General features: G+C 64.3%; 10 protein-coding genes and 1 pseudogene. 6 read left to right on the forward strand and 5 right to left on the reverse strand.

The features are described from left to right. Positions 1-27: 27 nt before the first annotated feature. From H7R73_RS07540 to H7R73_RS07555, 4 genes are all read right to left on the reverse strand, one after another. A complete protein-coding gene (locus tag H7R73_RS07540) occupies positions 28-756 on the reverse strand; it encodes an MgtC/SapB family protein (protein WP_039039229.1) in 729 nt (242 codons plus the stop codon). A 182-nt stretch (positions 757-938) separates the two neighbouring features. Beyond that, positions 939-1,316, reverse strand: a complete 378-nt coding sequence (locus H7R73_RS07545; RefSeq protein ID WP_039039228.1) for a hypothetical protein — start codon at positions 1,314-1,316, stop codon at positions 939-941. 371 nt (positions 1,317-1,687) lie between these two features. Continuing rightward, the gene (locus H7R73_RS07550) at positions 1,688-2,959 is read right to left on the reverse strand and encodes an NAD(P)/FAD-dependent oxidoreductase (protein ID WP_039039227.1); all 1,272 of its coding nucleotides are present in this window, start codon (positions 2,957-2,959) and stop codon (positions 1,688-1,690) included. A gap of 52 nt (positions 2,960-3,011) precedes the next feature. Continuing rightward, positions 3,012-3,197, reverse strand: a complete 186-nt coding sequence (locus H7R73_RS07555) for a YgaP family membrane protein (RefSeq protein WP_039039226.1) — start codon at positions 3,195-3,197, stop codon at positions 3,012-3,014. Positions 3,198-3,284: 87 nt separating this feature from the next. Between H7R73_RS07555 and H7R73_RS07560 the strand changes: the two genes are divergently transcribed. The 5 genes from H7R73_RS07560 to H7R73_RS07580 are packed head-to-tail and all read left to right on the forward strand — an operon-like array spanning position 3,285 to position 8,679. Further along, positions 3,285-3,599 carry an ArsR/SmtB family transcription factor gene (locus H7R73_RS07560; RefSeq protein WP_042864166.1) on the forward strand — a complete coding sequence of 105 codons (315 nt, stop codon included), beginning with the start codon at positions 3,285-3,287 and terminating at the stop codon, positions 3,597-3,599. After that, the gene (locus tag H7R73_RS07565; protein WP_182951595.1) at positions 3,596-4,009 is read left to right on the forward strand and encodes a YeeE/YedE family protein; all 414 of its coding nucleotides are present in this window, start codon (positions 3,596-3,598) and stop codon (positions 4,007-4,009) included. The genes H7R73_RS07560 and H7R73_RS07565 overlap by 4 nt, the downstream gene beginning before the upstream one ends. A gap of 13 nt (positions 4,010-4,022) precedes the next feature. Further along, entirely contained in the window at positions 4,023-4,469 is a 447-nt protein-coding gene (locus H7R73_RS07570; RefSeq protein ID WP_182951596.1) for a YeeE/YedE family protein, read from the forward strand. Positions 4,470-4,508: 39 nt separating this feature from the next. Next, on the forward strand, positions 4,509-5,528 hold the full coding sequence (locus H7R73_RS07575; RefSeq protein ID WP_103260479.1) for an efflux RND transporter periplasmic adaptor subunit: 1,020 nt from the start codon (positions 4,509-4,511) through the stop codon (positions 5,526-5,528). After that, entirely contained in the window at positions 5,521-8,679 is a 3,159-nt protein-coding gene (locus tag H7R73_RS07580) for an efflux RND transporter permease subunit (protein ID WP_103260478.1), read from the forward strand. The genes H7R73_RS07575 and H7R73_RS07580 overlap by 8 nt, the downstream gene beginning before the upstream one ends. 33 nt (positions 8,680-8,712) lie before the next feature. Here H7R73_RS07580 and H7R73_RS07585 read toward each other — a convergent pair. Then, positions 8,713-11,158: pseudogene (locus tag H7R73_RS07585) on the reverse strand (diguanylate cyclase domain-containing protein). A gap of 411 nt (positions 11,159-11,569) precedes the next feature. On the opposite strand from H7R73_RS07585, the gene H7R73_RS07590 reads away from it, so the two are divergent. Further along, positions 11,570-12,583, forward strand: coding sequence for a lipoate--protein ligase (locus H7R73_RS07590; protein ID WP_103260477.1), 1,014 nt, complete (start codon positions 11,570-11,572; stop codon positions 12,581-12,583). Positions 12,584-12,669 lie beyond the last annotated feature (86 nt).

The raw sequence follows: 12,669 nt of genomic DNA on the forward strand, positions 1-12,669 counted from the left end.
TTTTCTGCTGCATCTGGTATGAGGGCGTCAATCGGTGATGCTGGCCCGCCAGAAGATCTGCTTGATGTGAGGGTGCTCCCCGAGCGTGTTCATCAGGGCATCGAGCTTGGTGCCATCGATGGCGGTGGCGAGCAGCGCCGCCGAGATCTCGAGATCCTGATCGCCGAAGGGGGTGATGTCGAGCTCGCTCAGGGGGTAGTGGGCCTGTTCCAGCATCTGCTCGAGCCAGGGCAGTACCTCCTTCTGGTGAGCGCGGCCGATGAGAGCGGTCACGTGATAGGTCACTTCGGTGTCCATGTTGTCCACCGGGTCGCGGTTTATCTGGTTGACCAGGGGGCGCAGCAGGGTGTTGGCGGCCAGCACGAAGAGGGCGCCGAGGATGGCCTCCAGGGCGAACCCGGCGCCGCAGGCGGCCCCGACCGCGGCCACGCCCCACAGGGTGGCCGCTGTGTTGATGCCCCGGATGTTGCCGGACTCGCGCATGATGACGCCAGCGCCGAGAAAACCGATGCCGGAGACGATGTAGGCCACCACGTGGACGACCCCGTAACTGCCACCATGCAGGTCATAGATGCGCTGGGCCAGGTTGACGAACAGGGCCGCCCCCACGGCGACCAGCACGTTGGTGCGAAGGCCGGCGGTGCGCTGGCGGTACTGGCGCTCCAGGCCGACCAGGCTGCCCAGCACGAAGGCGAGCAGCAGGCTGGACAGGGTGTCGAGCAGGGCGAGAAAATCGAGTTGTTGCCACATTCTCATGAAGGGTCTCCTTCTGGGGATGCCGACCAGCCTTCGCCCCCGGGTTGCGTGAGAGACGGGGGGCAAGGTCGACATCGTGGTGAATGCAAGGGCGCGACCCGCTTCCTGACGGGGCGGGATGGCGCAGAACAGGGAAGAGGCCCTTCACGGTTGCCCGGGAAGGACCTCGCCTCGTTCGAGGGTCAATGGCTGGTGGTGGCGTCGTCCCCGGCGCGGGGGCGCAGTTCCCAGCGTACCGGGTGGACAGCCCCGACCTGGTGGATGAACTGCACCAGATAGCGGCGCTGGGGCGGCGTGCAGTAGAGGCTCAGCACCAGCACGCGGCCTTCACCGCGCCCGGGCTGCATGGACTGCAGGGGACTGAGTCCGGCCGGTTGCAGGGTGTGGCTCACCGCCGCCAGCACCTGCTCCATGTCGGCTCTGTCTTCGCAGCGGATGTGCAGCCGATAGAGGTGCTGACGCCGTCTGCCACGTTGCCAGAGTGGTCGCAGGCCCCGTCCCAGTCTGCTCAGCAGGGAAGGGGATTTGTCAGCGACAGGGTTGTTTGAAATCAAGCGCATAGCAGCCTCCTTTTGGGAAGCAGAAACTATGCAGGCAAGGTGTCGTGGGATGAGTCCGCGTCACCTGACGTCAAGTGTGAAAAGCGGGGAAAAGAGGGATCCACTTCTCGCAGGGTGGCGAGTCGCGGCAGAGAAAAACCTGCGGCTAGCTCGCGACCAGGGTGCCGACGACGAGGGTCGGCGTGCGTCTGTCACTTGATGAGTTGCCCACCGATGGTCTCCGCTAGTGATAAAGAGGCGACATGGTAGCCGATACGGCGGCCTGGGTAAACCCCGAGCCCTTGATAGCAACATATTGAAACATAATAAAAAAGAGATGAAAGCGCCGGTAAAGGGAGCGCTATTCCCTTCACCGGCGGGCCCTTGGGGGGTTACCGGGTCTTGTCGATGCCCAGGTATTTGAGCATCAGTTTTTCATAGATGGGTTCGGTGTCGCCCACTTGCATCTTGTGCAGGAAATACTTCTCGAACGCTATCTTGGCCAGGTGGACCCACTTCCCTTTCTTGAACCAGGCGACGTTGCGCGGCGGGATCTGCGGCATGGCCACGAAGGCGGCCCCTGTGTCCCCCATGTCCGCCAGACAGATGGCATTCCACACCGCCCGGGTGACCGGGGGCTGGCCGTCCAGCTCCGCCTTGATGTTGTGGCTTAAGGTGCGCACCATGGCCTCGATCATGTAGCCGGTCTTGGGCACCCCGGTCGGGACCGGCGTCTTGTGCTGGGGCGGGATGGCGATGCAGACCCCGGCGGCGTAAATCTGCGGGAAGACAGGGTTGCGCTGGTGTTCGTCGACGATGACGAACCCGCGGGGATTGACCAGCCCCTCGAGGCCCCGCAGGGGGCTGATGCCGGCGAAGGCGGGCAGCATCATGGCATGCTTGTAGGGGAGGCTGTGGGTGCGCTTGACGTTGCCATCTTCATCCAGCTCCTCCACCGTCATCACCCCATCCCTGGCCGCCACGGTGCGGGCATTGCAGATCCATTGCATGTCGCGCATGCGCAGCTCGCTCTCCAGCATGCCCTTGGAATCCCCCACGCCGTTGAGGCCGAGGTGACCGATGTAGGGTTCGCTGGTGACGAAGGTCATGGGCACGTCCTTTCTCACCTTCTTGTCGCGCAGGTGGCGATCGAGGATGAAGGCGTATTCGTAGGCCGGGCCGAAGCAGGAGGCGCCGGGCATGGCACCGACGATCACCGGACCCGGTTCGTCGAGCAGCCCGTTGACACTGTGCAGGCACTCCTCTGCGTGGGAGAGGGTGCAGACGCTGGCGGTGCCGCCCGCCGTCGGGCCCGCTCCCTGCACCTCTTCAAAGGCGAGTGCGGGGCCGGTGCAGAGCACCAGAAAGTCGTAGTGCAGGTGCTGGCCATCGGAGAGGCGGATCTGCTGTTCGAGGGGTTGCAACCCGGTCAGGGCGGCGTGGATGAAGCGGATCCCCTTCTTCTTCACATGAGGCTCTATGGGGAGGGAGATATCCTTGCGCTCTCGCCACCGGACCGCAATCCACGGGTTCGAAGGGTTGAATTCAAAGTCGGGTTTGTCGTTCACCAGGATGACGTCGTGCTGCTTGCCGAGTTCGGCCTTGAGCTCGTAGGCGGCCGACATGCCCCCCAACCCTGCCCCGATGATGATGATGGTTGCCATAATGAGCCTCCGCTCTATTACACGGCTCCTGTGAGCCAATATGTCCGCCTGCCTATTTGAGCCCCATTCGCCTGAGCACGGCGGCGGCGGGACAGAACCCGGTGAACGCGCTCTGGATCAGGTTGACCCCGACAAAGACGCTCAACCAGACAAAGCCCGGGTGGACCCAGGCCGTGAGCAGCAGCGACAGCAGCAACATGCCACCTGCGACCACTCTGACTCCGTTATCGACGGTCATTTCTCGTCTCCTTTTTTGTTTAGAGATTGCTAATTTAGGGATGTTTTATACAATAGAACAAATATCAGCAATTGCTAATTTAATCTTATGAGCCACTTCGACGAGATGAACCGACATGCGACAGCCGCCGCCGGCCTGCTCAAGGCGCTGGCTCATCCCGAACGCCTGATGGTGCTCTGCCAGCTGGTGGAAGGGGAGAAGGGGGTCGGGGAGCTGCTGGCCCACAGCCAGCTCGGGCAGTCGGCCTTCTCCCAGCAACTGTCGGTATTGAAGCGCTACGGCCTTATCCGTTCGCGCAAAGTCTCCCAGCAGATCTACTACTCCCTGGTGAGCGAGGCGGCGGCCGATGTGCTGGCGGCGCTGCAAACCCATTTTTGTCACTCAGATGAGGAAATTCGATGATGGAAAGCCAATGGTTGCTCTCGTTGGGGGGCGGCATGCTGGCGGGGCTCTCGGCCCTGATCCTGATGTTGTTCAACGGCCGGGTGGCCGGGATCAGCGGCATTCTGGCCGGTGCAATGCAGTACAAGACGCCCTGGCGGGTGCTGTTTCTGCTGGGATTGGGACTGGGGGCCTGGCTGGCGCTGACCCTGGGTTGGGCCACCATGCCCGCCTTTGATGCCTTGCCCGGCTGGCCCGTGGTGCTGCTGGCCGGCCTGCTGGTGGGCATCGGCACCTGTCTTGGCAATGGCTGCACCAGCGGTCACGGCATCTGCGGTATGGGGCGGCTGTCGACGCGCTCCGTGGTGGCGACGCTCACCTTTATGGGGATGGGCGTGGCGACCGTGTTCTTTACTCACCACATGTTTTGACGGGTTGATTGCCATGAAATTGCTGACAAGTCTGTTTGCGGGTCTGTTGTTCGGGCTGGGAATGGCCCTCTCCGGGATGATGGATCCGGCGCGGGTCACCGGGTTTCTCGATCTGGCCGGTGCCTGGGATCCCAGCCTGGCCTTCGTGATGGGGGGGGCCCTGGCTGTCTTCATGCCGGGCTACTTCCTGCTGGTGAAGCCCCGTCGTCTGAGCCTGCTGGGGGAACCCATGGCCCGGGTTCCCGCTCCCGTGCTGGATCGCCGCCTGATTGGCGGGGCCGCACTGTTCGGGATCGGTTGGGGCCTGGTCGGCATCTGTCCAGGGCCTGCCTTGAGTCTCATTTCCAGCGGACAGCCCGTGATATTGTTGTTCATCGGGGCCATGGCGGCCGGGATCCTGCTGGTGGACAAGGTCTGGAACAGGGTGCTGGAGAAGGCTCGCCAGCACCGTATTGCCTGAGTTTTCAAGGTGCCCATGAGCCAGGGAAGGAGAATCATGATGAACACAATCCGGTTGCTGGTGACCACCCTGCTGGTCATGACATCCACCATGGTGGCGGCCGAGGAGGCCAAGGGGCCGCTGACGCTGACCCCGCAGCGCGTCACCGACTGGCTCACCCTGAGCGGTACCGTGAGCGCCATTCATCAGGGGACGGTCGCGGCCCAGACCAGCGGCCGCGTCTCCCGCATGCTGGTGGATGTGAACGACGAGGTACAGGCCGGGCAGCCCCTGCTCGAGATAAGCGGCAAGGAGCAGTCTGCCGCCGTGACCGGCGCCGAGGCGCGGGTGGCCAGGGCCCAGGCCCAGCAGGTGGAGGCCGAGCGCCAGCTCACCCGTTATCAGGCCCTCATCGCCAAGGGGGTGATCACCCGGGCCCAGCTCGACAACGCCCAGGCAACGGATCGGGCCGCCCGCGCCGAGGTCAATGCCGCCGAGGCCGCCCTCATCCAGGCCCGGGAAGCCTACGGCTATACCCGTATCCTCGCCCCCTACGCCGGGGTGGTGACCAGGCGGCTGGTGGAGCTGGGGGAGACGGTGGCCCCCGGTACGCCGCTGCTATCCGGTTTCTCCCTGGGCGAGCTGAGGGTGGAGCTGGAGCTGCCCCAGTCCGCGCTGGCTCTCGCCGGCCAGCCGTCGGATGTGCAGGTGCTGCTGCCTGGTGGCAAGGCAGTGACTCCCGTCAAGCTGACCCGCTTCAACTACGCCGACAGCCAGAGCCACAGTTTCCGGCTGCGCCTCGATCTGCCGCCGAACACGGCAGGGGTGCTGCCCGGCATGTGGCTCAAGGTGCAGCTCAAACAGGGTGAGCGTCAGGTGTTGCAAGTGCCGGAGCCCGCCCTGCTGCGGCAGGGGGAGTTCAACGGCGTCTACCTCAAAGAGGGGGAGGGCTGGGCCCTGACCCCGGTGCGGGTCGGCCACTGCGAGGCTGGGCTGTGCGAGGTCTTGGCGGGTCTCAAGGGCGGTGACACCCTGGCCCCCGATGCCTGGACCCGTCAACAGGAGGTGCCCCATGAGTAGCGAGCTGAACGGCAGCCATGGCCACCTGGGGCCGGCGGGTCGGCTGGCGGCCCTGTTTCAGGGCTCGGCCATCACCCCGCTGCTGGCGCTGGTGGGGCTCTTGCTCGGCCTCTTTGCCGTGCTGGTGACCCCCAAGGAGGAGGAGCCCCAGATCGATGTCACCTTCGCCGACGTCTACATTCCCTTCCCGGGGGCCAGCCCGGCAGAGGTGGAATCCCTCGTCACCACCCCTGCCGAGCAGGTGGTCTCCCAGATAAAGGGGATAGATACCCTCTACTCCTTCTCCCAACCCGATGGCGCCCTGCTGGTGGTGGTGTTCAAGGTGGGGGTGAGCCGGGAGCAGGCCATCGTGGATCTCAACAACCAGCTCGACTCCAACCGCGACTGGTTGCCACAGGGGATCGGAGTCGGTCAGCCACTGGTAAAACCCCGGGGGATCGATGATGTTCCCATCGTCAGTCTAACCCTCTGGAGCAAGCTGCTGGGGGCCCCCGATCTGACCCGGGTCGCCCACGAGCTGGAGACCGAACTCAAGCGCATTCCCGGTACCCGCGATATCTACACGCTGGGCAGCCAGAGTGCCGTGTTGCGGGTGATGCCGGATCCGGCGGCCCTCAGCGCCCACGGCATCAGCTGGGGCGAGTTGAGCCAGCGCCTTGCGGCCGCCAATCAGGTGGGCCCGACACAGGCCACCTGGCAGGACAACCGGGAGATCAAGGTGCAGGTGGGGCAGTTCCTGCAAAGCGAGCAGGAGGCCCGCGAGCTGGTGGTGGGGCTGCACGACGGCAAGCCGGTCTATCTGGGGGAGGTGGCCAGGGTCTCGCTGGGTCAGGAGACCCCGACCAAGCGCAGCTGGATGGGGCTGGGGGATCGCAGTTATCCGGCGGTGACCCTGGCCATCGGCAAGCAGCCCGGCCAGAACGCGGTCGAGGTGGCCAAGCGGGTGGAGGTGCGGGTCGAGAGCCTCAGGAACCGGCTCATCCCGGCTGGCGTCGAGGTGACGGTGACCCGTGACTACGGCGTCACCGCCGAGACCAAATCCAACACCCTCATCGGCAAGCTCATCTTTGCCACCACGGCGGTGGTATTGCTGGTGCTGGTGAGCATGGGGTGGCGCGAGGCGCTGGTGGTGGGGGTCGCCATCGTCATCACCCTGGCGCTGACCCTGTTTGCCAGCTGGGCGTGGGGCTTTACCCTCAACCGGGTGTCCCTCTTTGCGCTTATCTTCTCCATCGGCATCCTGGTGGATGACGCCATTGTCGTGGTGGAGAACATCCACCGCCATCGTGGCCTGGGCAAGGGTTCCCTCAAGGATCTCATTCCGGGCGCGGTGGACGAGGTGGGGGGGCCGACCATACTGGCGACCCTGACCGTCATCGCGGCCCTGCTGCCCATGGCCTTCGTCAGCGGCCTGATGGGCCCCTACATGAGCCCCATCCCCATCAATGCCAGCATGGGGATGCTCATCTCCCTGCTGGTGGCCTTTATCTTCTCCCCCTGGCTGGCCAATCACCTGCTCAAGCGCGAGGGGCGTGTCGCCCACGGGGAGGCCAAGGCCGGGCTCTTTCACCGACTGATGACCCCCTTCCTGATGGGGGCGGGTGCCAAAAGAGCGAGACACAAGCTTTGGCTGGCCATCCTGTTGCTGGTAGCGGGCGCCGCCGCCATGCCCATGGTGCAGTGGGTGGTGCTCAAGATGCTCCCCTTCGACAACAAGTCGGAATTCCAGCTGGTGCTCGACATGCCGGAGGGGGCGACCCTGGAGCAGACCGAGCGCACCCTGCTGGCGGTGGGGCGGGAGCTCGCCAGGGTGCCCGAGGTGAAGGATTACCAGATCTACGCCGGCACCGCCGCCCCCATCAATTTCAACGGGTTGGTGCGCCACTACTTCATCCGCAGCGGCGCCAACGTGGGGGACATCCAGGTCAATCTGGTGGACAAGCATGAACGGGATCGCAGCAGTCACGAGATTGCCCAATCGGTGCGTGCGCCCTTGCAGGCCATCGCCAGTGCGGCAGGGGGCAACCTGAAAGTCGTTGAGGTGCCGCCCGGCCCGCCGGTCTGGTCACCCATAGTTGCCGAAATTTATGGCCCGACTCAGGCTGCCCGCGAAGCGGTGGCGCGCGCCGTAGAGGCCCGCTTTGTGGCAACGGCGGATCTGGTGGACGTGGACATCTATCTGACCGACCCCCAGCCCAAGTGGCGGCTGGTGGTGGATCGCGCCCAGGCGGCCCTGCTCGGGGTCGATCTCGGGGAGCTGGTGGCGACCCTCAACGGGGGCGTGGGCTATCAGGATGCCAGCTGGCTGCAGGGGCAAGGCGCCAAGTATCCGGTGCCGATCCGCATCGAGCTCGCCCCCGGTGACAAGCGGGATCTGACCGGCATCCTGGCTCTCAAGGTGCGCAGCCAGAGCGGCCAGCTGGTGCGGGTCTCCGAGCTGGTGAGCCGTCGTGACGAGGTCGCCCCCAGCTACCTCATGCACAAGAACATGCAGCCCATGGTGATGGTGGTGGCTGACATGGGGGGCCATGCCGACAGCCCGCTCTACGGCATGTTTGCCACCGGTGCCGACATCTCGCTGCCACAGTATTACGTGCATCAGCCCGACAAGCTGGGGGAGGTGGCGCTCTTGTGGGACGGGGAGTGGAAGATAACCTACGAGACCTTCCGCGACATGGGGCTGGCCTACGGGGTGGGGATGATCCTCATCTACCTGCTGGTGGTGGCCCAGTTCCGCTCCTATCTGGTGCCGCTCATCATCATGGCCCCCATTCCGCTCACCCTCATCGGGGTGATGCCGGGTCACGCCCTGCTGGGGGCCCAGTTCACCGCCACCTCGATGATCGGAATGATTGCGCTGGCCGGGATCATCGTGCGCAACAGCATCCTGCTGGTGGATTTCATCGAGCAGCAGCGGGCGAGTGGCATGGCGTTCGAGCAGGCGGTGATCGAGGCGGCGCAGGTGCGAGCCAAACCCATCATGCTGACGGCGCTGGCGGCCATGATAGGGGCGCTTTTCATCCTGGATGACCCCATCTTCAATGGCCTCGCCATCAGCCTGATCTTCGGGATCCTGGTTTCCACCCTGCTCACCCTGGTGGTGATCCCGCTGCTCTACTACAGCCTGCTCGTTCGCCGAAGTCAGAGGTAAACACAGGGGGCACGTGCCCCCTGTTTTCTGGCATCACACCGCCTCGCGGGCATCGCAGGTTTTCATCAGAGGGAAATAACGGCGATCCGCCTGGCTCATGTGGCCCACGACCAGCTCCTGGATGATGAAGTTGAGCTGGGCGTCGTTGCCAAGGGTGCCCGCCTGTGCGGCCGCCATCAGCTGACCGGCTTTTTTCAGCAGATGCTGGTGCTCCTGGCGATGGGCCGCCAGCTCCTCATAGCCATATTGCGCGAGGACCTGCTCTTCGAGGAGGAAGTGCTGGCGCGACATCTCGAATATCTGCGCCATGTCTGCCAGCAAGGCATCCGGATGGATGCCGGGATCCTGCATGTGCTCGAGCAAGCGGTTGGCCAGCAGGTAGAGCTGGCGGTGGTCCGCATCGATGCGGGGGTGGCCGCATGCGTGGGCGGGCTGCCATTGCAGGGTGCCGGGGAGGGGATCCTGCCCGGTGGAAAACAGGCAGACCCTGCCCCGGCCATGGTGCTTGGCTTGATACATGGCCTGATCGGCGTGGTGCATCAGGGTCTTGGGGTCGGTGCCGTGATCCGGATAGAGGGCGACCCCTATGCTGCCGGAGATGCGCAGCGCCTGCTGCTCAAGCTGGAAGGGGTGATGCAGGCAGTGGTGCAGCTTGTCGGCGACCGCGAGGGCCGAGGCATCCGTATCGGGCAGCATGATGACGAATTCGTCCCCCCCAAGGCGTGCCACCAGATCTTCTTCCCTGACGCACTCCCCCATGCGCTCGGCCACCAACTTGAGCAGCAGGTCGCCGGTTTCGTGGCCGAAGGTGTCATTGATGGGCTTGAAGTGGTCGAGATCGATGAAGACCAGGGCCAGGGGCTGCTGGGGAGCCTGCTCCAGGGTCTCCTTTAGCCGCTGTTGCAGCAGGCGGCGGTTGGCCAGGCCGGTGAGGGGGGTCATAGAAGGCGAGGCGGCGCATCATCTCCTCCCGGGCCGAACGTTCGGTGACATCCCGGGTCACCCCCAAAATGGCGTCCGGTCTTGTGCTGGCGCTGCCATGCAAGGTGGTTACCGTCTCGATGGCCACCAGATGACCCTGCTTGTGGCGCAGCTGGGAGTGGATGACGCACCGGGTCTGCCCATGATCCCCCCGTTGCCAGGCCTCGAGGGAGGCGGTGATGCCGTCGCGAAGCTGTTTCCAGGACTCATCGGGGAGCAGCTGGCGCAGGGAGAGGGCAAAGAGTTCGGCAGGCTCATAGCCGCTCAGGGACGCGATGGCGGGGCTGATGTAACGAAAACGCAGGCTGTCGGTGTCCATGGTCCAGATCACGTCGCCGCTGTTCTCCGCCACGAAACGGTAGTGCTGCTCGCGCTGGGCCAGTTCCCGGGTGAGCCGCTGTCGGTCACTGGCCTCTTCCCGCAGACGCAGATAGAGGTGCAGGAAGACGCCGAGAAGGGCCAGCAGGGAGAAGGAGATCAGCATGGCGATGGCCACGCTCCTGTCGAGCAGTTGGCGCTGCTGGCGAAGGCTCGCCTGGGTACTGTTGTAGAGGAAGGGGGTGAGGTTGGGCACCGCCTTGATCATCCCGGCCTCCTGGTAGGTGCGGGCGATCTGCTGCCAGCGATCCTGCTGCATGTAGCCGGGCTCGATGATGTCGGGTTGCATCAGGGCCCGGGTTTCACGGGCCTCGAAGGCGAGCGCCTCACGCCCGGCCCCGCTGGGGTAGTGCTCCAGGATCAGGTTGATCATCTCCTCGGGATGATCCATGGCATAGCGCCACCCCTTGAGGCTGGCCTGCAAGAAGCGCTGGACCCGTTCCTGCTGGTTGAAGACCTCATTTTCCGAGGTGAAGAGGTTGTCTCCGTAGAAGTCGTACCCGATGTCGCTGGGACTGAACACCCGGTAGGGAATGCCCTGTTGCTGCAAGGTGAAGGGCTCGGTTGTGCTGTAGGCGCTGATGGCGTCCGCCTGGCCCCTCAGCAGTGCCTGTACCCCCCGCTCGTAGGGCAGGGTATCCCACTGCCGGCTGCGGGTGTAGCGATGCAGGTAGGTGAGCAGCTCGTTGGAGCCGGGTTCGAGCATCAGCCGCTTGTTGGCCAGATCGCCCGGGGTCTGGATATCCGGCCGCTCCAGGGTAATGAGCATCAGGGGGGAGTGCTGCAACATGGCGGCGAGCACCACCACTGGGCGGCCAGCTGCCCGGGCCAGCAGCAGATCGCTGCCGCGGATGCCGAACTGGGCGCGACCCGTGGTGACTTCATTGATGACGTCGGTGCCCGGCCCCGCCTCCCGCAGGGTGACCTGCAGACCGGCCTCCCGGTAGAACCCCTTGGCGATGGCGGCGTAGTAACCGGCAAACTGGAACTGGTGCTGCCAGGGAAGTTGCAGGATGACGCGCTCATCCGCCCTGAGGTCAGCCGTGGTCAGGGTGGCAATCATCACCCAGAAGGGCAGAAGCCAGCGTACAGGCTGGCGAGATGCATCGGACTCCGTCATACCGCTGTTCTCTCGGGAGGTGCTCTTCTGGCTAGAGTCAAACAATTTCCTGCCATTCGCAAGGGGAGCAGGCCCCAATAAGATGGGGCGCGGGAGGCAGTAAAAGTCATTTTTGTGTCATTCATCACGTCAATGGGCATCACGGCTCGTTTTGAAACCTTGTCAACCCGTCACCGGCCCGGTGACAAGGGCATAAGGTGTCATTCCAGGAGGGGTGGCTGCCGCCTCTCTTCTCGCCTGTTAATGATAAACTGCGTGTTTTCGGCGACTCCCTCTTGTCTTCTCCTGTCGTATCAGAAGTTGATGCTCTTGCCCCGATCGGGTGTCGACCTGTGGCGGTCGGGGGACGCCTTCCTCCGTTCAGGGTGGTATGGTAGTCATCCGTTTCCTGTTTTCCGAGAAGGTCCTGTCATGTCTTCCTTGCGCCTGCTGCTCTCCGACTCCCACGATCCCCTGTTCAACCTCGCGGTGGAGGAGTGCATTTTTCGCCAGATGGACCCGGCCCAGCGGGTGCTGTTCCTGTGGCGCAACGACAATACGGTGGTGATAGGCCGGGCCCAGAACCCCTGGAAGGAGTGCAACACCCGCCGCATGGAAGAGGACGGGGTGACCCTGGCCCGGCGCAGCAGCGGGGGCGGCGCCGTGTTTCACGACCTTGGCAACAGCTGTTTCACCTTCATGGCGGGCAAGCCCGGTTATGACAAGAGCGTCTCCACCACCATCGTCATCGATGCCCTCGCCAGACTCGGCGTGAGCGCTTTTGCCTCCGGGCGCAACGACCTGCTGGTGGCGACCCCGGACGGGGATCGCAAGGTGTCGGGTTCGGCCTACCGGGAGACCCATGATCGCGGCTTTCACCACGGTACCCTGCTGCTGGATGCCGATCTCGGCCGCCTCGCCAACTACCTCAACCCGGATCCGAAGAAGCTCGCGGCCAAGGGCATCACCTCGGTGCGCAGCCGGGTGGCGAACCTTGGCGAGCTGCTGCCTGGTCTGGATCATGAGCAGGTGGTGCAGGCTCTGTGCGACGCCTTCTTTGCCCATCACGGTGAGGTGGTGCAGCCCGAGCATATCTCCCCCGAGCGGATGCCCGACCTGCCCGGCTTTGCCGAGACTTTTGCCCGCCAACGCAGCTGGGAGTGGAACTTCGGCCATGCTCCCGCCTTCAGCCACCTGCTGGAGGAGCGCTTCCCCTGGGGCGGGGTCGAGCTTCATTTCGACGTGGAGAAGGGGGTGATAGGAAGGGCACAGATCTTCAGTGACACCCTGGACCCTGCGCCCCTGGATGACCTGGCCGCACGCCTGCCTGGGGTGGCCTATCGTCCCGACGCCATCGACGAGTTGCTGCGTCAGTGGCGGGCGACGTTTTCGGCCAACTCCGAGCTGGAAGGATTCTCGGCATGGCTGCTGACCGCCCTGCGCTGACCTTGCCCATGACCAGGATCACAAGATGAACAGGGGAAAAGAGGGGAGAGGGGGCGCGGCGCCCGTCAGGGCGCCAACATGACAAA

The organism is Aeromonas sp. WP2-W18-CRE-05 (assembly GCF_014168615.1).
Taxonomy (GTDB): domain Bacteria; phylum Pseudomonadota; class Gammaproteobacteria; order Enterobacterales; family Aeromonadaceae; genus Aeromonas; species Aeromonas caviae.